18 protein-coding genes are annotated in these 23,283 nt (G+C 52.3%); 14 read left to right on the top strand and 4 right to left on the bottom strand.

Features of this window, described 5'->3' with window-relative positions; translation table 11 throughout:
- The 10 genes from PUE40_RS00590 (at position 1) to PUE40_RS00545 (ending at position 11,009) form a co-directional block, all read left to right on the top strand.
- Entirely contained in the window at positions 1-717 is a 717-nt protein-coding gene (locus PUE40_RS00590) for a zinc metallopeptidase (RefSeq protein ID WP_235898232.1), read from the top strand.
- Positions 718-1,989, top strand: a complete 1,272-nt coding sequence (gene rsmB / locus PUE40_RS00585) for a 16S rRNA (cytosine(967)-C(5))-methyltransferase RsmB (protein WP_277671580.1) — start codon at positions 718-720, stop codon at positions 1,987-1,989.
- Positions 1,990-2,005: 16 nt separating this feature from the next.
- Positions 2,006-2,749 (top strand): Stp1/IreP family PP2C-type Ser/Thr phosphatase, encoded by a 744-nt coding sequence (locus PUE40_RS00580; protein WP_154554702.1) that lies wholly within the window; start codon positions 2,006-2,008, stop codon positions 2,747-2,749.
- Positions 2,742-4,520, top strand: a complete 1,779-nt coding sequence (gene pknB, locus PUE40_RS00575; RefSeq protein ID WP_277671579.1) for a Stk1 family PASTA domain-containing Ser/Thr kinase — start codon at positions 2,742-2,744, stop codon at positions 4,518-4,520. Before PUE40_RS00580 ends, pknB begins: the two co-directional genes overlap by 8 nt.
- A 3-nt stretch (positions 4,521-4,523) precedes the next feature.
- Positions 4,524-5,393, top strand: a complete 870-nt coding sequence (gene rsgA, locus PUE40_RS00570) for a ribosome small subunit-dependent GTPase A (protein ID WP_154554704.1) — start codon at positions 4,524-4,526, stop codon at positions 5,391-5,393.
- Positions 5,381-6,025: a ribulose-phosphate 3-epimerase gene (rpe, locus tag PUE40_RS00565; protein ID WP_277671578.1), complete on the top strand. Its 645-nt coding sequence runs from the start codon at positions 5,381-5,383 to the stop codon at positions 6,023-6,025. Before rsgA ends, rpe begins: the two co-directional genes overlap by 13 nt.
- 810 nt (positions 6,026-6,835) lie before the next feature.
- On the top strand, positions 6,836-7,117 hold the full coding sequence (locus PUE40_RS00560; RefSeq protein ID WP_206157357.1) for a YhdT family protein: 282 nt from the start codon (positions 6,836-6,838) through the stop codon (positions 7,115-7,117).
- On the top strand, positions 7,107-8,654 hold the full coding sequence (panF, locus tag PUE40_RS00555) for a sodium/pantothenate symporter (RefSeq protein WP_277671577.1): 1,548 nt from the start codon (positions 7,107-7,109) through the stop codon (positions 8,652-8,654). The genes PUE40_RS00560 and panF overlap by 11 nt, the downstream gene beginning before the upstream one ends.
- A gap of 22 nt (positions 8,655-8,676) precedes the next feature.
- Positions 8,677-9,438: a class I SAM-dependent methyltransferase gene (locus tag PUE40_RS00550; protein ID WP_277671576.1), complete on the top strand. Its 762-nt coding sequence runs from the start codon at positions 8,677-8,679 to the stop codon at positions 9,436-9,438.
- Positions 9,439-9,560: 122 nt separating this feature from the next.
- Positions 9,561-11,009 (top strand): aminoacyl-histidine dipeptidase, encoded by a 1,449-nt coding sequence (locus PUE40_RS00545; protein ID WP_277671575.1) that lies wholly within the window; start codon positions 9,561-9,563, stop codon positions 11,007-11,009.
- A gap of 70 nt (positions 11,010-11,079) precedes the next feature.
- On the opposite strand, the gene PUE40_RS00540 is transcribed toward PUE40_RS00545, so the two are convergent.
- A complete protein-coding gene (locus PUE40_RS00540; RefSeq protein WP_154554709.1) occupies positions 11,080-12,027 on the bottom strand; it encodes a LysR family transcriptional regulator in 948 nt (315 codons plus the stop codon).
- Positions 12,028-12,193: 166 nt separating this feature from the next.
- Here PUE40_RS00540 and pckA point away from each other — a divergent pair, with 166 nt between their 5' ends.
- Entirely contained in the window at positions 12,194-13,807 is a 1,614-nt protein-coding gene (pckA, locus tag PUE40_RS00535; protein WP_277671574.1) for a phosphoenolpyruvate carboxykinase (ATP), read from the top strand.
- Positions 13,808-14,001: 194 nt separating this feature from the next.
- Positions 14,002-15,840, top strand: coding sequence for an ATP-dependent zinc metalloprotease FtsH (ftsH, locus tag PUE40_RS00530; protein ID WP_154554711.1), 1,839 nt, complete (start codon positions 14,002-14,004; stop codon positions 15,838-15,840).
- A gap of 384 nt (positions 15,841-16,224) precedes the next feature.
- Here ftsH and cyaB read toward each other — a convergent pair whose 3' ends face one another.
- Entirely contained in the window at positions 16,225-16,821 is a 597-nt protein-coding gene (gene cyaB / locus PUE40_RS00525) for a class IV adenylate cyclase (protein WP_277671573.1), read from the bottom strand.
- A 264-nt stretch (positions 16,822-17,085) separates the two neighbouring features.
- Between cyaB and PUE40_RS00520 the strand changes: the two genes are divergently transcribed.
- On the top strand, positions 17,086-18,513 hold the full coding sequence (locus PUE40_RS00520; RefSeq protein WP_277671572.1) for an alanine/glycine:cation symporter family protein: 1,428 nt from the start codon (positions 17,086-17,088) through the stop codon (positions 18,511-18,513).
- 200 nt (positions 18,514-18,713) lie between these two features.
- Here the strand turns inward: PUE40_RS00520 and ilvC are convergent, their stop codons facing one another.
- Together ilvC and PUE40_RS00510 are read right to left on the bottom strand one after the other, a co-directional pair.
- Positions 18,714-19,742, bottom strand: coding sequence for a ketol-acid reductoisomerase (gene ilvC / locus PUE40_RS00515; protein ID WP_154554890.1), 1,029 nt, complete (start codon positions 19,740-19,742; stop codon positions 18,714-18,716).
- Positions 19,743-19,885: 143 nt separating this feature from the next.
- The gene (locus PUE40_RS00510) at positions 19,886-20,572 is read right to left on the bottom strand and encodes a FadR/GntR family transcriptional regulator (protein ID WP_277671571.1); all 687 of its coding nucleotides are present in this window, start codon (positions 20,570-20,572) and stop codon (positions 19,886-19,888) included.
- A gap of 263 nt (positions 20,573-20,835) precedes the next feature.
- On the opposite strand from PUE40_RS00510, the gene PUE40_RS00505 reads away from it, so the two are divergent.
- Positions 20,836-23,277, top strand: a complete 2,442-nt coding sequence (locus tag PUE40_RS00505) for a homocysteine S-methyltransferase family protein (protein WP_277671570.1) — start codon at positions 20,836-20,838, stop codon at positions 23,275-23,277.
- Positions 23,278-23,283: the final 6 nt, after the last annotated feature.

Below are 23,283 nucleotides of genomic sequence, written 5' to 3'. Positions count from 1 at the left end.
ATGTACTACGGAGGAATGGGATATTACAGCTCGATGATTGTACTGATTCCGGCGATGATTTTTACCATGATTGTCCAGGGTAGAATTAAGCGGGCGTACTCCAGATATTCTCAAGTGGAGAACAGTCGGCGCCTAACCGGTGCCCAAGCGGCCCGGATGATGTTGGATGCCAATGGGCTGTCCGGCGTGCCAATCAATATCCTGAACGGCGGCGACGATTTGAATAACTATTTCGACCCGAGAAGCAACTCGGTAAACCTGTCTCAGGCGGTATACCACACGGATTCCATTGCGGCCATGTGCATCGCCTGTCACGAGGTGGGCCACGCGATTCAGCATGCCACCAATTATGCGCCGGTACGAATCCGGAACGGAATCGTTCCGCTGGTGAACTTGACGTCCACCTTCTCCTGGCCGCTGATCATGCTGGGATTGATTTTCTCCACCTCCAGCCGGTACGGCTCCCTGCTGTTTAATCTGGGAGCGCTGTGCTTTGTATTCGTAATCCTGTTCCACCTGGTAACACTGCCGGTAGAACTGAATGCCAGCAATCGGGCGTTGAAGCAGATGACCTCCATCGGCATGGTGAGCGATTTCGATTACAGCGGAAGCCGCAAGGTGCTTCACGCTGCGGCGATGACGTACGTGGCCGCGCTGGCAACCGCCGTTGCATCTCTTATCCGGATTCTGCTGATCCGCGGAAGTAATGACAGATAGATGAACCAAGATTTTCGAGTGAGTTATAATGCGCTTCGGAAGATTTATTCTCAGGAAGCCTATTCGAATATTGCGATGAACGAAGCCCTGGAGGACGGAAAAAACTGTTCTCCCGGCTTTGTTCGTTATGTTGTGAAAGAAATCCTTCGTCGCTCCATGACTCTGGATTACGTCATTGCCGGCCTTTGCCGGAACGGACTCCGGGGAATGAAAAGCCGGACGAAGGTTCTTCTTCGCATGGGAATTTTTCTCCTGAACGAAGTGGACAGCATCCCGGATGCGGTATGCGTCAACGAAATCGTGGAGCTGGCCGGCGCCGTAGACAGACCCAATCGTGGTTTTATCAACGGCGTCCTCCGAAGCTATCTTCGGGGCGGTAAAAAAATGAATTTGCCGGGCGGAAGCGACCGACACGCTTTGGCCGTTCGGTATTCCTGTCAGGAGAATCTGGTGAAGCTGATGCTGAATCAGTACGGATTGGAAGAGGGGGTCCGAATTCTGGACGCCTTTAATCGGCCGGTGCCCGTAGCGCTTCGGAACAATCCGCTGAAACAGGACCGGGAAGCGCTTCTGCAGCAGCTCCGGGAGCTGGAGATTGAAGGGACGCCTTCGGCGGAGTGCGACAGCGGCATCTTGACGGAAGGAGGCGCCTTGATTCAGAACGATTTGTTCCGAAGGGGGCACTATTCGGTGCAGGGCATTTCCTCTCAGATGGCGATTCAGGCATTGGCGCCGAAAGCCGAATCTAAGGTGTTGGATATGTGCGCGGCACCCGGCGGGAAGACCACGGGAATCGCTGAACGGATGGGGGACTGCGGCACAGTGGAAGCGTGGGATATTCATCCCCATCGGACGGAGCTGATTCGGAGAAATGCGGAGCGGCTGGGCCTTCATTCCGTGGAGACCGCAGTGAAGGACGCGACCGTGTTCTATCCGGAGCTGGAAGGCTGCTACGATGCGGTGGTGGCGGACGTACCGTGTTCCGGGCTGGGAACCATCCCGGTGAAGCCGGAAATCAAGCTTCGGGATCATACCGGAGAGTACGCCAGTCTGGTGAAGATTCAGCGGCGGATTCTGGAAAACGCGTGGAAATATGCAAAACCGGGCGGAAGAGTGATGTATTCCACCTGCACAATTAATAAAGAAGAGAATGAAAAAGTCGTGGAGGCATTCCAAAAAAGCATGCCGGACAGTCGGGTTATTGAAAAAAGGCTGATTTTACCGTATAATAAGACTGGCTTTTTCTATACCGTACTGGAGAAGCCGGAGTAAATTGACGGGGAAAATAATGGAAATAGGATATTATACAGACAAAGGAAAAAAGCGAACCCAGAACGAGGATGCGATTCGCGTGCTGACGCGACATAATGTTTTTATGCTGGCGGATGGCGTGGGCGGAAACCGGGCCGGAGAGATTGCCAGCAATAGGACGCTGGATATCGTGAGCGAATATTTTGAGAACAACCCCATTGAGGCGCTGGAAGGATCCGACCGGATATTTCGGTACTTTGAGGATGCGGTGGATTACGTGAACGAAGCCATTAAGCAGATGGCCCATTCCGTTCCGGAGTGTGCCGGAATGGCCACCACATTGGTATTTGCCTACGTTCGAGACCGGATTCTCTACATCGCGAATGTGGGAGACAGCCGGGTGTATTTCATTCACGGAAAGGAAATTCATCAGATTACGGTGGATCATACCTATGTGAACGATCTGGTTATGATGGGTGCAATTACCCGAAGCGAGGCGGAGCACCATCGGAAGAAGAACGTAATCACTCGGGCCATCGGAGCGAATTCCTACAACAATCCGGACTGCTTCAATATTTATATTGAGCCCACGGATCGAATTCTGCTCTGCAGCGACGGGCTGTACGACGAAGTATCGGAAGAGGAAATTCTGGAATTGATGACTTCTACCGATGATATGAAGGCCTGTGCCAAGGAATTGGTGGATCGGGCCAATGCAAACGGTGGAAACGACAATATCTCGGTTATTTGTGTAAGTATGGTGGAGGACAATTATGAGTAACAGATTGCTGGCGGGTCGATATGAACTGCTGGAGAAAATCGGAGACGGCGGCATGGCCGTTGTGTATAAGGCAAAGGACAAACTGCTGAACCGATTTATCGCCATCAAGATTCTGCGGCCGGAATTTACGAAGGACCCGACGTTTGTAGAGAACTTCAAGCGGGAGTCTCAGGCAGCAGCGGGACTGGCTCATCAGAACATCGTCGGGGTATACGATGTAGGCAGAGAAGGAAACATCAACTACATCGTGATGGAACTGGTAGAAGGTCAGACCCTGAATGAGATTATCGCGAAAGAAGCACCGATGGACTATCGCCGTGTCATCGAGATCACCAAACAGGTGGCGGCGGCACTTCGGGTGGCGCACCGGAACAAAATCATTCACCGCGATGTAAAGCCGCACAATATCATGGTTACGACGGATGGAATCGTGAAGCTGGCGGATTTCGGAATCGCCAAAGCGGTGAACGATGCCACCATGTCCACCGGAAGCAAAATCATCGGTTCGGTTCACTATTTCTCGCCGGAACAGGCGCGGGGAAATTACGTGGACGAGCGTTCGGATATCTATTCCTTGGGAATCGTTATGTACGAGATGCTCACGGGACAGGTTCCGTTCGACGGAGATAATCCGGTAACTATTGCCCTCAAGCACATCAACGAAGAGATCACGCCGCCGAGCCAGCTGGTGGACGGTATTCCGCCGGCACTGGAGCAGTGCGTGCTGAAGGCCACCAGCAAGTTCCAGACGAACCGCTACAGCAGTGCGGATGAGCTGATCGAAGAGCTGAACAATATTGAATTCGTTACCCGTATGGTAGGTAATTCTATTTTTAACGAAGCCTCCGAACAGGTGGAACAGAGCCGGAAGGGTCAGACCGACGAGGACGAGGATTACGAGGATGAGGACGACGATGAGTCCTACGACCGGAAATCCCGAAAGAAGAGGAAAAAACCGAAGAAGAAGCTGACCAAAGCGCAGAAGAAGCGCCGCATCCTGATTGCGATAGCCGCGGTACTGGCAGTGGGTCTGGGCGTTGCGGTTGCCGGATTCAACGGCCTTTTCTCCGGTCAGAAGGACGTTCCGGACCTCTACGGAATGACGGTAAAACAAGCCAAGAAGGAAGTGGAAGCGGCTGGCTTTAAGCTGAAGGAGGGTAAGGAGGTCTATTCCAACGACTACTCCAAGGGTCAGATTGCGGAGCAGGATCCGGAGTCCGGTTCGAAAGCGAAGAAGGGATCTTCCATCACCGTTCATGTGAGCAAGGGACCGCAGGCCGGAACGGTGCCGAATCTGGTGGGCCACAACGAAAGCGAAGCGGAAGAGATGCTGAAGTCTTCGGATTACGAGCTGGGTACGATTAAACAGCAGACTTCCACGGAAGCGGCAGGCACCATCATTTCCCAGGATCCGAGCGGCGGCGAGGAAGCCGATCACGGCACTCAGGTGAACATCGTGGTCAGCGACGGAAAGGGCGTTCAGAAGTCCACTGTGCCGTCCATTACCGGACGAACCCTGACCGAGGCGAAGCAGGCGCTCCGAAGTGCGGGCTTCAAGGTAGGCAAGGTAACCTACGAGGAAAGCAATGCATACGGCAGCGGCTACGTAATGTGGCAGCAGTATGCGGCAAATACCGAGCTGAACAAGGGTACCAAGATTGACATCGAGGTCAGCAAGGGCGCACCGAAGACCAACGACAACAAGAAGCCGAACAAGAAGCCGTCGAATACCGACAGCGACGACAACGGCAGCAATTCGGTGGACGATTAGCATATGATTGGAAAAGTGGTAAAAGGAATCGGGGGCTTCTATTACGTCTCCGACGGAAAAGAAATCATTCAAGGAAATGCTCGGGGAAATCTGAAGCGCCGAAAGAAGGATACCATCTATGTGGGAGACGAGGTGGAATATGAAATTCGTCCGGAAGATGGGGAATGTATTATCACCAAAGTACTCCCGCGCCGGAATATTCTAAAGCGTCCGCCGGTATCCAATTTGGATACGCTGGTCATCGTCTCTTCGGCAGAAACGCCGGAGATGATTCCCCTGGCGGTGGACAAGCTGACGGTGTACTGCGAGATTACCGGGATTCGGCCGATTCTTGTTTTTACAAAAGCGGATTTGGCATCGGAAGAGCGGATGCGAGAGCTGGAGAATATGTACCGGGAGGTGTATCCAGTCTATCCCATCAGCAGCGTCACCGGAGAGGGTGTGGACGACCTTCGCAAGGCCGTTGCGGGACAGAGCGTGGCTCTGGCGGGTCCGTCGGGCGTGGGCAAATCCACATTGCTGAACGCATTGATTGCGGATGCGGATGCGGAGACCGGAAACCTCAGCGAGAAGACCGGCCGGGGAAAGCACACCACGCGGCACGTGGAAATTTTTCCACTGGATCACGCCACCTATGTGTACGACACGCCGGGATTTACGTCTCTGGATTTGCCGGAGATGGATCCTCGGGAGCTTCGGAATTTCTTCCCGGAATTCCGGGAACCCGGAGCTCATTGCCGCTACGGCGACTGCGTGCACATTAACGAGCCGGCATGCGGCGTGAAGGAAGCCCTGGCAGAGGGCGAAATCTGCCGGACGAGATACGACAGTTATTTAAAAATGTATGAAGAGGTTCAGAAATGGCAAAAGTAGCACCATCAATTCTATCGGCAGATTTTTCCAAACTGGGAGCGGATGTACAGGAAATATGTGAATTCGGCGCAGATTACATCCATGTGGACGTTATGGACGGCGCCTTCGTTCCAAACATCAGCTTCGGAGCCGGCGTGATGAAAAGTTTGAATAATGTGGCAACCATTCCATATGATGTCCATCTGATGATCGAGGATCCGGACCGATACATCGAGGACTTCGTGACACCGAACACGGAATTCATTACCGTTCATCAGGAGGCTTGCCGTCATCTGGACCGGACGATTCAGCATATTCACAGCACCGGAGTGAAAGCCGGCGTTGCCCTGAATCCGGCCACCCCTATCGTGATGGTGGAGGATGTGCTGGACAAAGTGGACATGATTCTGATTATGTCCGTGAACCCGGGTTTTGGCGGACAGAAATTCATTCCGAGAGCACTGGACAAAATTCGCCGCCTGGATGAAATCCGGAAGACAAACGGGTACGATTTCGTCATCGAAGTGGATGGCGGAGTAAACCTTCAGAACTGCGAAGAGCTGAAATCCGTCGGCACCGACATCCTTGTAGCCGGCTCGGCAGTCTTCAAGGCAGAGGACCGGAAGGAAGCCATAGCGGTTCTGGGCAAGTAATTCAGAATGCACCGGCGCTAAGGAAGTATGCAATAACAGGGAGCATCACACGAATATGTGGTGCTCCCGTTTTTTTGGTTCTTCACTTTTTTCTCGGGGATTTTAACAAAAGAGCAAACCTGCATCCGGAAAGCAATCTCATCGTCAAGCTGAGATTGCTTTCCGGATGCAGGTTCTTTCATTCTTGGACGCCGGCGGGCCGGGAAAATCCTGAGCATGGTGGCGTGTCCTGACGGAGGATAAAGGGTTTGCGGGCATGCCCACGCCAACATTTGCGCCGGATACCTGCTAATGAGATTCAATTGTTGGCGTGACCAGACGGTGCTCCAAAGGTTTGCGGGCATGCCCACGCCAACATTTACGCCGGATACCTGCTAACGAGATTCAATTGTTGGCGTGCCCTGACGGAGGACCAAGGGTTTGCGGGCATGCCCACGCCAACATTTGCGCCGGATACCTACTAATGAGATTCGGTTGTTGGCGTGACCTGACGGTGCTCCAAAGGTTTGCGGGCATGCCCACGCCAACACGCTCATGTCCATCATTAAGAAAAGAATGTTTACCTTATACAAAAGGCAATCCCCGAGAAAAAAGTGAAGAACCAAAAAGCGTGAACTGCCCTCGAAAATCTAGGCATATAGGAATGAAGCAGAACGGTGCAGACAATACAATTAGAAGCGAGCCGTTTTTAGCTCAGAGGTTTAATGAGGAAGATGCAAGGAATTATTTTTTCTTTACAACGGGCCGAAATAATGGGAAAATAGTCAGCGGATGGTATTCTTTGTTGAAACTATACCGAAAGGAGAAAAAATGAATAACAAGATGTCCAAAAGTGAAAAGGAGAAACAGATCCGTCGGGAAGCGAAAGCAACTATTATCCTCTTTCTGATCTGTTTTGTGTGGAATGTGGGCTGCGCCTACGGTCTGTCCGGCTGCAGCGTCCGGGTACTGGGGCTCCCCCTGTGGTGGGTGCTCAGCACTCCGGGGGTGTTCGTAATTGCCGTTGTGGGAGTAATCTTCTTGGTGCGCAAAGTCTTCGTGGACTTTGATCTGGATGAAGAATCGGAGGGAGGTGCCCATCATGCAGAGTAAGCATTTAATCGTGCTGGCAATTCTGAGTGCCTACCTTTTGATTAATCTGGGAATCGGAATTTATATCAACCGAAAGACGGCGGGGGAGGAAAATTTCCTCAGCGCTTATTTCGTTGGATCCCGAGGCATGGGCGGACTGGTTCTGGCCATGACATTAGTGGCTACCTATACCAGTGCCAGCTCTTTCCTGGGAGGACCGGGGTTGGCTTCCACCTTCGGCCTCTCCCAGTCCTGGATTGCCGGAGTGCAGATTGGCGCCACGTTCCTGACGCTGGGCGTGCTGGGAAAGAAATTTGCGCTGATTTCCAGGCGGATTCAGGGGGTAACCATTTCCGATTACCTGAGGGCCCGGTATCAATCCGGGGCGGTGGTGGTCCTTTGCGGCCTGGCGTTGGTGGTGTTCTTCATCACCCAGATGATTGGGCAATTTATCGGCGGAGCCACCCTGATTCAGACGGTGACAGGCGTTCCCTATTGGGCCGGACTCCTTCTGTTCGGCGCGGTGGTGGTTTTATATACTGCTTTTGGGGGATTCCGGGCGGTGGTGCTGACGGATACCCTGCAAGGAATCGTGATGACATGCGGAACGTTTTTGATGCTGTTCTTTATCATTCGCCAATGCGGCGGCATGGAGGACATCGTGAATCAGCTGAACGTGTCCAATCCGGGCTGGGACCTAATGGGGAAGGGTGCCTACGGGAAGGACATTGCGGTCCTTCAGCCGGGGTACATGATTTCCTACTGGGTGCTGGTGGGCATTGCGGTGCTGGGGCTTCCGCAGACGGCGGTGCGCTGCATGGGGTTCAAGGATACCCGTTCCATGCACCGGGCGATGATCTACGGAACGGTGGTGATTGGCATCCTGATGATCGGCATGCATTTGGCAGGAACGCTGGCGTATCCCCTGGTGGAGAACGCGAATCTGGACAGCACGGATCAGGTGATTCCGTACGTAGTGATGAAATACATGCCGGGATGGGCCGCGGGATTTTTCCTGGCGGCACCCTTGGCGGCGGTGATGTCCACGGTGGACTCCCTGCTGATTCTTTCCTCGGCCACGATTCTGAAGGATCTGTATTTGAATTACATCGTGAAGCGGAAGGTGTGCCCGGAGGCAGAGGATGTTCGGGACGTTTCCTCAGAGCTGATGAAGACGCATCCGGCAGCGGCGGCCAACGTGCCGAAAATCAGCTTTGGCATTACGGCGGTGATCGGAATTCTTACCTGCTTGATTGCGCTGAACCCGCCGGACGTAATCGCTTGGATCAACCTCTTCGCCTTCGGCGGCCTGGAGGCCACGTTCTTCTGGCCGATTATCGGCGGTCTGTACTGGCGGAAGGGAAACAGCAAAGCTTGCCTGGCATCCACTACCGTGGGGCTGATTACCTTTGTCTTTTTCAACCGGGTAAAAATACTGCCGCTGGGTATCCACGAAATCGTGGCGGCTCTGGTGCTGGGCGGAATCGTGTATTTCGCGGTGGGCAGTGCGACTGCGCAGGAAGTGCCGGACGAGGACATGCTGGAGAAGTGTTTTTAATAATTAGAACAGGATTATAACGATGAATTTAACACTGTTTATTCCATCCAAAGAATATACGGCGGCGGGAGAGCGCTGGGCCGAAATGCTGCGGCTCCCGGTGGTTACGGATGCCGCCGAGCTGTCTCCGGACCGGCTCCACCTGCAGACGGACGAAGGGGGCCTTTCCCTGGTTCAGGGAAAGCTGTCGGTGCGAGGGGATTTCACCCACATGATTCCGCGGCTTCGCCCCTCCAATCTGAACCGGGAGTTTTTGGTAAAAGCAGGCCGAATGAAGGGCATAGAGCGTCCGGTGGCCATCGACGCCACCGCCGGGCTGGGGGAGGATTCCCTGCTCCTGGCGGCGGCCGGATTCCGAGTACACCTCTTTGAGTATAACCCGGTCATCGCTGCTTTGCTGCTGGATGCCATGGAGCGGGCCCGGGAGGTGCCGGAGCTTCGGGAGCCGGTTTCCCGCATGGAGCTTCACGTGGAGGACAGCATCGAGGCAATGAATCGGGCGGAGGATTCCATCGGGGGTATTCCGGATCTGGTGCTGCTGGATCCCATGTTTCCGGAGCGGCAGAAGAGCGCCCTGGTGAAGAAGAAATTCCAGCTGATTCACCGACTGGAGTCCCCTTGCATGGAGGAGGAGACCCTGCTGAACGCTGCGATTGCGGCCGGCCCGAGGAAAATCCTCATCAAGCGGCCGCTGAAGGGACCGTGGCTGGCGGGGCGCAAACCGGGGTATTCCATCTCCGGAAAAGCCGTGCGGTACGACTGCATTCTTTTACCTAGAGATTAGTCCGAAGCGGAAAATCAATAATGGTTATTTAGAAAATTATAGTAATCGACTTGTTTATTTGTATAAAAAATGTATAATATTGTTGATGATTTATTCCAAATGGAACAAGGAGGATTATGGTAATGAGTGATGTAAGTATGCTGGAGCCAAAAAGTGTATTCCAGTACTTTGATGAGATTAGCGCAGTTCCGCGTGCATCCAAGTTCAACGCAAAGATCAGCGAATATCTGGTGAATTTTGCGAAGAAAAACAATCTGGAATACTACCAGGATGAGCTGGGCAACGTGATTATTTATAAAGGCGCGACTCCGGGATATGAGACCGCTGAACCGGTGATGCTGCAGGGCCACATGGATATGGTTGCCGCTGTTGCAGAAGGTTACGAACACGATTTCGAAACCCAGCCGCTGGAAATCTACGTAGACGGAGATTATGTAACCGCAGCAGGAACGACCCTGGGTGCGGATAACGGGATCGCAATCGCAATGGCACTGGCTGTACTGACTTCGGATCAGGTGAGCCACCCGGCATTGGAAGTATTGATTACCGTGGATGAAGAAATCGGTATGCTGGGCGCAGAAGGCCTGGATCCTTCTAAGATTTCCGCTCGCAGAATTATCAACATCGATTCCGAGTCCGAAGGCGTTATCACCGTAGGCTGTGCCGGTGCGGTAGATTGCATTACAACATTTGAGACTCCGAGAGTAACGAAGTCCGGCGTTTGCTACAAGTACGCATTGGACGGACTACAGGGCGGTCACTCCGGAATGGATATCGACAAAGAGAGAGGCAATGCCATCGATCTGACCGGTCGTGTTTTCCTGGACTGCCTGAAAGAAGCAAGAATGAATATCGTTAGCCTCACCGGCGGTGCCGTTACCAACGCAATTTGCAATAAGGTATCCGGTGAAGTTCTGGTGCATCCGGATGACTGCATCGCATTTGAGAAGGCAATGCGCGAAGTTTCGGCAGAGCTGAAGTCAGAGTACGAAATCGCGGATCCGGGCCTGAAAATCACCATGGAGAGAGTCGGCGAGATGGAAACCGAAGTCGTTTCGGATGAGTGTCAGATGAACCTGATGAAGTATCTCTTCGTGATTCCGACCGGCGTTCACCACATGAGCGTAGCGCTTCCGGGCATCGTAGAGACATCCATGTCCATTGGATTCATCCGTCTGGAAGGCGACACCATGCAGACCGGTGCGATGATCCGTTCTTCCGTGGACAGCCGCAAGAAGAACCTGTGCCAGCGCGTAAAGATGGTTTCCGAAGCATACGGCGGCAAGTGCGAGTTCTCCGGCGATTACGGCGCATGGGAGTTCAACAACCACTCCACACTGCTGGACATCTGCGTGGATGCCTTCGAACTGCACTTCGGCAAAAAGCCGGAAGTGGGTGCGGTTCATGCCGGACTGGAATGCGGAAAGTGGGCGGAGAAGTGGGGTGCCATCGACGCGGTATCCATCGGACCGGAGATGATGGAAGTTCACTCTCCGAACGAGAAGCTGTCCATCCCATCCACCGCAAGAACATGGGAATACCTGAAGGCAATCCTGGCTGCCTGCAAATAGGATTTCGACAATACGAATCGGGTAAAAAAATCGAGAGTGCATCTTCGCGATGCACTCTCTTTTCATGTGTCTAGAAGTGGGTGTGGCGCACGATGGTGTCCATGAAGACCTGCATGGCCTGGGTGAGGTACCGGCCCTTCTTCCAATAGAAGTACAGATTTCGGGTGATATTCTCGCCCGCCAGCTTGTAATACACCAGGTTGGGATCCGGGGTGGCTCTGCCGATCAGGAGTTCTCCGGTGAACGCAATTCCCAGGCCGGAGCCGGCCACGTTGTAGGCGGTGAGCTGCTGATCCAGTTCCAGTGCAACGCGAGGTTTAAATCCGTATTCCTGGCAGAGGAGCCGGGCGCGGTTTCCGGTATCGTTGAAGGAATGGAGCAGGATGAAGGGCTCCTTTTGGAACAGAGCGAGATTCACGGCCGGATATTCATCCTGACGGAAGGACCCGTCCTGAATGGCCTTCTGAGGAATTTGATAGTCTCGCAGTCCCATGTTGATGGCGAAATTTTTGGGCACCACCAGGACCAGATCTTCCCGGCCCACCTGGTGCCGGTCAAAGACCTTCAAGTCCAGTTCCTTGTTGTCCAGGATAAAGTCAATCTGGGAGTCCTGAAGCAGCTTCACCAGTTCCCGGGATTTCGCTTCCACCAGGGAGATTTCCAGGTCCGGATATTTGGCGGAGAATCGGGCGAGCAAGGGCGGAAGCACCCAGGAGGAGAAGAAGTTGCTCCCACCGAAGTGCAGGGAGCCGGTGCGCAGTTCCCCAAAGTCATTGATGAAGGTCTCGAATTCCGTGGTGGCGGTCATAATCTGATGCACCGCATGGATATACTGCTTGCCGCACTCGGTGAGCTCCAAGGGCTTGGTGCTGCGGTCGAAAAGGGGATATCCCACCTTCTTCTCAATCCGCTTCACATTGGCGCTCAGCGAAGGCTGAGAGATGTACAGCTTGGCCGCCGCCTTGGAAAAACTCTTCTGTTTATAAACTTCATATACATATTCCATTCCCTGAAACATGGCTTCTCCTTATATAACTTCAAAACTATAGTTTATATAAAAATATAAGTATTTGATTATAATACAATATTTACATATACTTTACAAGTGAGCCGGCATAGCGAATTCCTCGCATTGTCGGAAATGGTTGGAAGATATAAGGTTTTTTTTATAGGAGAAGAGAGTTATGGAAATGTACGGAATCGATCAGCTGGGTATTCAGGCAAGTCAGGTGCACCACAATCTGTGCGCGGCAAGACTGGTGAAGAAATCTCTGGAGCGGGGGGAAGCGACCTTGTCCTCGACGGGCGCCCTTTCGGTGGAAACGGGAAAGTATACCGGCCGATCTCCTTACGATAAATACATTGTAGACAGCCCGGCGGTGCACGATCGGATTCATTGGGGAAGCGTCAATCGCCCGATTGACCGGAGAATTTTTAACCGGGTTAAGGGGGATATGATTGGGTATCTGAACGGGAAAGAAGTGTTCGTTTTCGATGGTTTTGCCGGTGCAGACAGCAAGTACACCCGGAAAATTCGGGTCATCAACGAGAAAGCGTGGCAGAACCTGTTCATCCACAACCTTCTGATTCGTCCGACGGAGGAACAGCTGGAGGAATACGGCGAGGCGGATTTCACCATCCTGGCGGTGCCGGGGTTCAAGTGCGATGCGAAGAAGTACGGCATTCATTCGGAAGCGGCGATTATCATCGATTACGAGGCACACTTTGTCATCATTGCCGGAACCAGCTATGCGGGAGAGATTAAAAAATCCGTGTTCTCCATCATGAATTACGTGCTGCCGGTAGAAGACAACGTGCTGCCGATGCACTGCTCGTCCAATATGGATCCGGAGACTGGGGAGACGGCAGTATTCTTCGGATTGTCCGGAACCGGAAAGACAACCCTGTCGGCGGATCCGGCGCGGAAGCTGATCGGGGATGACGAACACGGCTGGTCCGACGACGGTGTGTTCAATATTGAGGGGGGATGCTACGCGAAGTGCATCGACCTGGAAGAAGAGGAGCAGCCGGAAATCTATCATGCGATTCGATTCGGTTCGGTGGTGGAAAACGTGGTTCTGGATCACGAGACCCGAGAAGCGGATTATTCCGACCGGGAGCTGACGCCGAACACCCGTGTGGGATATCCGATTGATTTTATCGATAATGCGGAGATTTCGGGAAAGGGCGGAATCCCGAAGGTGGTAATCTTCCTGACGGCGGATTCCTTTGGCGTACTGCCGCCGATTTCCAGACTGTCCAAGAATGTGGCCATGTACCAGTTCGTCACCGGTTTTACCGCAAAGGTGGCCGGCACGGAGCGGGGCATCAAGGAACCGCAGCCGACATTCTCCACACTGTTCGGGGAACCGTTCATGCCGCTGAGAGCGGAATGCTATGCGGAGATGCTGGGCGAGCGTCTGGAGAAATATGGCACAAAAGTATATTTGGTGAATACCGGCTGGACCGGTGGTGCGTACGGTACCGGTTCCAGAATGAAGTTGAAGTACACCCGGGCAATGATTCATGCGGCTCTGGAAGGAAAGCTGGACGATGTGGAGTACGTTCACGACGACCTCTTTAATTTGGACATTCCACAGAGCTGCCCGGATGTACCGGCAGAAATCATGAATCCGAGAGATACTTGGAAGGATAAGCAGGCGTACGATCTTCAGGCCAGAGAATTGGCGAAAATGTTCCAGGACAACTTTGAAAAAAAGTATCCGGACATGAAGAAAGAAATCGCCGCTGCCGGACCGCATGTAGACAACATCGAGGATGAAGCGGCCGCAATGTAACGAAAAAACAAATGGTGGATAAGGAAAGGAGAATCCGGTGTAAATCGGATTCCTTTTTCTGTTGGAGAATTACTCTTCGTCGATTGGGTAGTTTTCCTATGAAGAGTTGGTGAAGTCGTGGAATTACGGCAATCGATGTGCTATTATCAGTCTCATACGTAGAGTGCTAATTCGCACAGAAAATGAGGTAGATTATGAACGAGGTAAAAACACCGAAGAAACCGGTGATTAATTTCTGGATTGGTGCATTGATGGTACTTCTGTGCATCAATATTTTTCTGAAACCGTATATTCAGAAGATGCAGATTCAAGATGTGAAGTACAGCACCTTTATCTCCCAGACCGAAAAAAAGCAGGTGAAAGAGGTGGAGGTGCAGGAAAATAAAATCGTGTTTACTTTGAAGGATGACGACAAGATCTACGAAACCGCAAAGATGAACGATCCGGAGCTGATCGACCGGCTGTCGGAATCCGGCGCCAAGTTCTCCGGGGAGATTAACGAAACCATGTCTCCGCTGGCAAGCTTCCTGTTGACGTGGATTTTACCAATCTTGCTCTTCATGTGGCTGGGCAAGCGGATGCAGAAGAGCCTGATGGATAAGTCCGGCGGCGGTGCCGGTTCCATGATGTTCGGAATGGGTAAGTCCAATGCGAAGATATACGTGCAGTCCACCAACGGCATCAAGTTCTCCGATGTAGCCGGGGAGGATGAGGCCAAAGAGAATCTACAGGAAATCGTGGATTATCTCCACGACCCGAATAAATACAAGACCATCGGTGCCTCTATGCCGAAGGGCGTGCTTCTGGTGGGTCCTCCGGGAACCGGTAAGACCATGTTGGCAAAAGCCGTAGCGGGGGAATCCAATGTGCCCTTCTTCTCCATTTCCGGATCGGAATTCGTGGAGATGTTCGTAGGCATGGGTGCCTCAAAGGTTCGGGATTTGTTCAAGCAGGCGAAGGAGAAGGCTCCGTGCATTGTTTTTATCGACGAGATCGATACCATCGGTAAAAAGAGAGAGGGCCAGGTTGGCGGAAACGATGAGCGGGAGCAGACCCTGAATCAGCTGCTGACGGAGATGGACGGATTCGAAGGAAACAACGGCGTCATTATTCTGGCGGCGACCAACCGTCCGGATTCCCTGGATCCGGCACTGACGAGACCGGGACGGTTTGACCGGAGAGTACCGGTGGAACTTCCGGATCTGAAGGGACGAGAAGCGATTCTGCGGGTTCACGCCAAGAAGATTAAAGTGGAGCCGAATGTGGATTACGAGAAAATCGCTCGGATGGCCTCCGGTGCTTCCGGTGCGGAGCTGGCCAATATCGTAAACGAAGCGGCACTTCGGGCGGTTCGGGACAAGCGTCACTTTGCCACGGAAGCGGATCTGGAGGAAAGCATTGAAGTGGTTATCGCCGGATATCAGAAGAAGAATGCCATTCTGACGGATCGGGAGAAGTGGACCGTCTCCTACCATGAAATCGGTCATGCTTTGGTGGCCGCAAAGCAGAGCCACTCTGCACCGGTTCAGAAGATTACCATCATTCCGCGAACTTCCGGAGCGCTGGGATACACCATGCAGGTAGAGGAAGGAAATCACTACCTGATGACCAAGAAGGAGATGGAGAACCGAATTGCCACCTTTACCGGCGGCAGGGCAGCAGAGGAAATCGTCTTCGGGGATGTGACCACCGGCGCCTCCAACGATATCGAGCAGGCCACCAAGATGGCCCGTGCCATGATTACCCGATACGGAATGAGTTCGGACTTCGATATGGTGGCGTTGGAGACGGTGTCCAACCAATACCTGGGCGGAGATGCCTCCCTGGCATGCTCGGCGGAGACCCAGAAGAAGATCGACGAAAAGGTGGTAGCGCTGGTGCGTCAGCAGCATGAAAAGGCAGCCGGTATTCTGCTGGAAAATCGAGAGAAATTAGATGAGTTGGCACGGTACCTGTACCAGAAGGAGACCATTACCGGCGAGGAATTTATGAAGATTCTAAATGAAGATGGGGCTCCTGCAGCTGAAATTTAGAAACGCTTTCAAATCGAAAGAGGGCGGATTGTTTCAAAATCGAAACAATCCGCCCTCTTTTTGAAAAGAACAAAATGACGGAGGTAAAGTATTCCAAATCTGTGGAAAAGTTTTCTTGACAAAAGAAAAAAAGACGCTTAAAGGCGAATATCAAAGGGTATCCGAGGTTTTAGTTATCCACAATCAGTTGTTCACGAGATTGTATACAATTTTTCGAATTCTTGTGGAAAATTCCCAATCCGTTGAAAAAACTGACTTTGCGGAATGTTAATAAATTGTAAAGAACAGGTAAGAGCAAAAAAGAACAGCCGGAGTTTTTGACCCGGCTGTGAAAAAAACAATGGAAAACAATTTCCGTTAAAAAGCATTTTTTGTAAATAATTTCTAGTCGTTCGGAGAGGCATTTTCGGCGGCGGAGCCCCCTCGAAACCCCATTACCAGTTCTAGGTATGTTAGAGGCTCGATGACCGGTTGGATAAATGACAGTTCAGAAAGAAATTCCCGGAGGCGATTTTCTGTGGCAGATTTCACATTTAATCGGTTTTCCGGAAGGACAATCTCGACTTCAATGTAGTTTCCCAGTCCGTCCAGTTCGTCCAGACAGACGGTAAGGTCCTCTTTCTTGTATTCTTTCCGGCGCTTCTTCACCTCCGCAGCGGAGCGAAAACCCAGCGCCAGCAGAATCTGCCGCATTTTGTGTTCGTTTTCCACCCGGGTTTCCAACTCTCGGCGGCTCTGACCGATGTGGGAATCATTGGCACCTTTGTAGGTGATGCAGCAATGGGAGGTTCCATCGTTATGCTGTTCCCGACGGATTCGCAGGGCTTCATCCGTCTTCTTAAAATCCCGTTTCGGATGGTTGAAGTATTCGTCTTGCTGAGTGAAGGCGCGGATTTCTTGGAAGCCTTGCTCCTTCAGATGTTGTTCCAGCTCCGGTCGTTTCGAGCTGTCGTATTGTGCTTTCAGTTCGATTTCTTTCATTAAATTGCCGATTTTCCTTTCTAAAATTGCGGAGAATGCAGTTTCCCGCAAACCCATCAACATATATAGGATAAACGGAAAACCCGACGGATTCAATCTTTCTTTCATGGGAAATGGGTGAAATTACGGTAGAAATTGTATACTGCTCATACAATTTTTAAATTTCTTGTATAGAATTATAGACAAACAAAAAAGATTCATGTAAAATAAACGTGTTGTTTTTTACAATTTACTTCGAAATTATATGTGAAGGAGAATGATTTTATGGAAGCAATTAATAACGTGGTTTTGGCGGTCAGCAATTTTCTGTACCAGCCATTCATTCTTCCGGTGATCCTGTTGGTGGGCGGACTGTATTTCACGATTCGTACCGGCGGTGTTCAGATTCGGATGTTCAAGGATTGTCTTCGGGTGGTTACGGAAAAGCCGAAGACGGAGAACGGCATTTCATCCTTCGGGGCGCTGATGGTATCCACCGCATCCCGAGTTGGTACCGGTAATATTATCGGTGTGGCAACGGCGGTAATCTGCGGCGGATCCGGTGCGATTTTCTGGATGTGGCTCAGTGCCTTCTTGGGCGGAGCGTCTGCTTTCATCGAGTCCACGCTGGCGCAGATCTACAAAAAGAAGAATGCGGACGGCTCCAGCTATGGCGGACCGGCGTTCTACATGAGAGATGCGCTGAACGCAAGATGGCTGGGCGTGATTTTCTCCGTACTGATTATCTTCACCTATGCGATTGGATATAACATGCTGGCGGCGTTCAACCTGCAGTCCACCTTCAAGGTGTTCAGCTTCTACGGGGACCGCACACCGGCAATCATCGGTGTCATCCTGGCCGCGCTGTTCGGTGCCGTTGTCATCGGCGGTGCACACCGTCTGGTAAAGGTAACCGGCGTTCTGGTTCCGGTGATGGGCATTATATATGTGGCAATTTCTCTGATTGTGCTGGTACTGAATATCGGAAACGTTCCGGCAATGTTCGCCGGCATCTTCAAGAATGCCTTTGATTTCCAGGCAATTTTCGGCGGTTTTGCGGGATCCTGCATTATGTTCGGAATCAAGAGAGGTCTCTACTCCAATGAGGCCGGTATGGGTTCCGCACCGAATGCGGCGGCAACGGCGGACGTTTCCCACCCGGTAAAGCAGGGTCTGGTTCAGATGCTGTCCGTATTCATCGATACCATGCTGATTTGCACCGCTACTGCGTTCATGTGCCTCAGCACCAACGTCATTCCGCAGAATTATCTGGGTGCGGATGGAAGTGCGGATGCAGCGGGATACGTTCAGGCGGCTACCGCATCCACACTTGGAAAATTCGGTCCAATTTTCATCGCATTTGCAATGTGCCTGTTCGCATTCACCACATTGATCGGAAACTATTCCTACTGTGAAGGATGCATCCGGTTCATCATTCAGAGAGACATCAAGCCGGGCGAGCTGCTGGCATTCCGTCTCTTCGCTACCGCACTGGTATTCGTGGGTTCCATCGCTTCGGCGGCACTGGTATGGAACACCGCAGATATGATGCAGGGCTTGATGGTTATCACGAATATGCCGACCATCTTGCTGCTGGGCGGAACCGCGGTAAAATGCCTGCGGGATTACCAGAAGCAGAAGGCGGAAGGAAAGGATCCGCATTTCGTGGCTGCAGATATCGAGCTGAAGCAGGATACGGATTTCTGGAAATAGGAATTCTGAACATTATAAAAGAAAAGACGGTTTCCCTAGGGTGACCGTCTTTTTGCATATATACGACGAAAGGGGGCACCACGTCCTCGGCCCTGAACGGGAATTCCGACGACACGCCGGCAATGAAGAACCAAAATTAACAGCGGGACCCTTCGAAAAGGATCCCGCTGTTTTGAATGGAATGTAAATATATCGATGACTTAGTTGTTGATCAGCTTCTCATCATCCTTGTTCCAGCTGTACAGCTTCCGGATATCTTCACCCACCGATTCGCAAGGATGCTCCGATGCTCTCTGACGCATCATCTTGAAGTGAACCTGACCGCCGGCCATGTCGTCCAGGAAGCCTCTTGCGAAGGAACCGTCCTGAATGTCGTGGAGAATATCCTTCATCGCCTTCTTGGTGTCTTCGGTGATAATCTTCGGACCGGTTACATAGTCACCGAATTCAGCGGTGTTGGAAATGGAATAACGCATTCCGGCAAAACCGCTTTCGTAGATCAGGTCTACAATCAGTTTCATTTCGTGGATGCATTCGAAGTATGCATTCCGAGGGTCGTAACCGGCTTCGGTCAGTGTCTCGTAACCGGCCTGCATCAGTGCACATACGCCGCCGCAGAGAACTGCCTGTTCGCCGAAGAGGTCGGTCTCGGTTTCTGTTCTAAATGTGGTCTCCAGTACGCCGGCTCTTGCAACGCCAAGACCTGCCGCATATGCCAGCGCTCTGTCCAGTGCCTTTCCGGTGGCATCCTGCTGAACGGCAACCAGTGCCGGTGTGCCTCTGCCTGCCTGGAACTCGGAACGAACAGTATGTCCCGGAGCCTTTGGTGCAATCATGGTCACATCCACGTCAGCCGGTGGATTGATCAGACCGTAGTGAATATTAAATCCGTGAGCAAACATCAGCATATTGCCGGCTTCCAGATTCGGTGCGATGTCTTTCGCATACATTGCAGCCTGTGTCTCATCGTGGGTAAGAATCATAACGATATCTGCCCATTTAGCGGCTTCTGCGGTGGTGAGAACCTTCAGACCCTGAGCCTCTGCCTTTGCTTTGGACTTGGAACCTTCATACAGACCGACAACAACGTCGCATCCGGATTCCTTCAGGTTCAATGCATGGGCATGGCCCTGACTTCCGTAACCGATAACGGCGATCTTCTGTCCGTCCAATACGCTCAGATCACAATCGGCTTCATAATAAATCTTGTGGTTTTCGTAACTGCTCATCTCTAATTTTCCTCCTAATATATTATCCCAACAATTAATCCGCAAACCATACTCAGTTGTATGTTGTATGACAACATAATAAACTTGTCTGACCGCAATGTCAATAGCTTTTTTGTTGTTTTTCACATAAAAACAATATTTTTTTAGATTAACTGTTCCGTCCAAAGCGCACGGTGCAGGTGAATCGTCATGACGCTGCGCATGGCTTCCGCATCTCTTTTTCGCAGAAAGTCGATGATCATGAAGTTGTCGTTGTAGGCCCCTTCCGCTACCGCATCCCATTTGTACTCCAGCTCAAAGGTTTTCTGAATGGTCTGATTCACCACTGGCAGAAAATGATCGAAGAACCGATTGTGAGATGCCCGAATCAGGGCATCGTGAAAAGCGATTTCCCGCTGGATGATTTCTTCATTGTTGAAGTCATGGGTGAACTGCTCCTGGGTGGCTTTCACCAGGCGGACAATCTCTTCAATCTCTTCATCCGTCGCCCGTTGGCAGGCCAGAGCGGCCGCGGCGGGCTCAATAATCAGCCGTGCTTCGTAGAGGTCTTTCAGGGTGACCTTCTTTTCATCGAAAGAGGGAAGGGTAGAGGCCAATTGGTCTTTTCGTTCCGTGACGAAGGTTCCTTTTCCGCGCTGAACCTGAAGCAGTCCTTCCGCGACCAGGATTCGGATGGCTTCCCGCAAAGTGGTTCGGCTGACCCCCAGCTCCAGTGAGAGATGGTTTTCGTTGGGCAGCTTACTGCCCGGTGCGTAATCCACTCCGCTTTGAATCTGGGCTCGAAGGGTATCCGCCGTTCGCTGTGCTAAGTTGGTTTTATTCTGAGACATGGTATTCTCCTAACTCTGTTCCGTAAAAATATATTGCGATGTATGATGTTATACAAATATGACGAGTTATCATACAATAATTTATCACCGAGAAAACAGATTGTAAATAGAAAATCCGGAAAAAGTCTCTAATTCCGGAATCGGCATCCATCAAAAAACAGTAGAAATAACTGGCTATAGGAAGAACCTAATTGAACACCTCTTCGGAATTATTTATACTGAAATGAATAGTGTTATAGAATTCAAGAGGTGAGGTTGAAATCATGAAGGAACAATTGATTATTTTGGACGGCGGCATGGGAACCGATTTGCAGCATTCCGGACTGAAGCCGGGAGAAAATCCGGCGGTGTACGGCATGACCCATGCAGCAGAAATTCGAGATATCCACATGAAATATATCAAGAAAGGCACAAATTGCATCTACACCAATACCTTCGGTGCCAGCGGCAACAAGCTGAAGGGCAGCGGGTATTCCGTGGATGAGGTGGTGCAGCGAAACGTGGAAACGGCCGTGGAAGCGGTACGCTTGATGAGGGAACAGGGCCGGGAGTGCATGGTGGCGCTGGACGTAGGCCCTCTGGGTGAGTTGCTGGAACCGCTGGGGACACTTCCCTTTGAAGAGGCCTACCGGGCCTATGCGGAAATCGTGGAGGCCGGTGAGAAAGCCGGCGCGGATCTGGTGGTGTTCGAAACCTTTACGGATCTGTATGAAATGAAAGCAGCGGTGCTGGCGGCGAAAGAGCATTCCAATCTGCCGATTTGGTCCACCATGTCTTTCGAGGCCAACGGCCGTACCTTCCTGGGAACTTCGGCAGCCGCCATGGCGCTGACCTTGGAAGGACTGGGTGTTGCGGCGCTGGGCATCAACTGCTCGCTGGGACCGAAGGAAATCCTTCCGATTGCGGAGTCCATGATGGAGTGGACAAACCTGCCGATGATTATCAAGCCCAACGCGGGTCTGCCGGATCCGCGAACCGGGAAATACGACATCACCGCGGTGGAATTTGCGGAAGAGATGGTGCCGTTTCTGGAGAAGGGCGTAGGCATCGTCGGAGGATGCTGCGGAACCAATACGGATTTTATCCGTGCCCTATCCCATAAAAGCAGCCATTACAATCCGGCAGGACGGATTCCGAAATCCCGGAATGGCGTATGCTCCGCCGGTTCGGTGGCGGAATATGGAAAGCTGAATATCATCGGGGAGCGAATCAATCCGACGGGCAAAAAGAAATTGCAGCAGGCGCTCCGGGATGGCGACATGGACTACATCAAGAAGCTGGCGGTGGAACAGTACGAATCCGGTGCGCAGATTCTGGACGTTAATGTAGGCGCCCCGGGCGTGGACGAAGTGGCGCTGATGCCAAAGGTGATTCAGGCGGTGCAGAGCGTGACGGACATTCCGCTGCAGCTGGATTCCGTGGATCCGGAAGTACTGCGGGCCGGCCTTCGGGTGGTGAACGGACGGCCGATAGTGAATTCCGTGAACGGAGAACGGGAGCGGCTGGATTCCGTGCTTCCGCTGGTGGCGGACTACGGCACGGCGGTGCTGGGTCTGGCCATGGATGAGGACGGCATTCCGGAAGATGCGGAGGGCCGAATTCAGGTGGCGGAGCGGATTCTCCGGGAAGCAGATGGATATGGGATTCCGCGGGAAGACGTGATTGTGGATTGTCTGACCCTGACGGTATCGGCCCAGCAGGAGCAGGCACGGGAGACGCTGCGGGCAGTCCGTCGGATTCACGACGAGTTCGGCCTGCACTGTGCTTTGGGCGTCAGCAACATCTCCTTCGGCCTCCCGATGCGGCGGTACATCACCACCAGTTTCCTCACCCAGGCGATGGGGGCGGGACTGGATTTTCCGATTGTCAATATTAACGAGAAGGCGATTCGGGATGCCGTAGCGGCGTTCCGGGTGCTGAGCGGGGAGGATGCGGACAGCGGAAATTACATTCGGGATTACGCGGCGGAAGAGGCGGAGCGGAAAGCGAAACTGAAGGCGGCAAAAGAAAACAAGAGCGATGCCGGAGGGACCGGCAAGGGCGTAACGGAATCCGGCGTGTCCGGCGCCAAAAGCGATTCGAAGGAAGATCCGCTGCAGGCGGCGGTCATCAAGGGGTTGGAACAGGAGACCCGGGAGATTACAAAGAAGCTTCTCCTTCAGGAAGAGGCAATGAGTATTATCAGCGGCCGAATCATTCCGGCACTGGACAAGGTGGGAGCGCTGTACGAAAGCGGGGAATTCTTCCTGCCTCAGCTCCTCAATGCGGCGACGGCGGCCTGCGCCGGACTGGACCTGATTAAAAAGGAAATCGCTGCTTCCGGTACCCGGCAGGTATCCAAAGGACGGATTATTCTGGCCACGGTAGAAGGGGATATTCACGATATCGGAAAGAATATCGTGAAGGTGGTGCTGGAAAATTACGGCTACGACGTACTGGACCTGGGACGTGACGTGCCGGTGCAGACGGTGGTGGATGCTGCGGTGGAAAATGACGTGTACCTGATTGGGTTGTCGGCATTGATGACCACCACGGTACCGGCCATGAAAGCCACCATCGATGCCCTGCGAGAAGCCGGTCACCCATGTAAAATCATGGTGGGCGGTGCGGTGATGACGCCGGAATATGCGGAGGAAATCGGCGCGGATTACTATTCCAAGGATGCCCAGGGTGCCGTGGCAATTGCGAAGGAAGTACTGGGCTAGAGAAGG

Origin of the sequence: Mogibacterium kristiansenii, assembly GCF_029224645.1 — a bacterium.
GTDB lineage: Bacteria > Bacillota > Clostridia > Peptostreptococcales > Anaerovoracaceae > Mogibacterium_A > Mogibacterium_A kristiansenii.
Note: the sequence above shows the minus strand (reverse complement) of the source record. Positions and strands in the feature narration are given on the sequence as shown.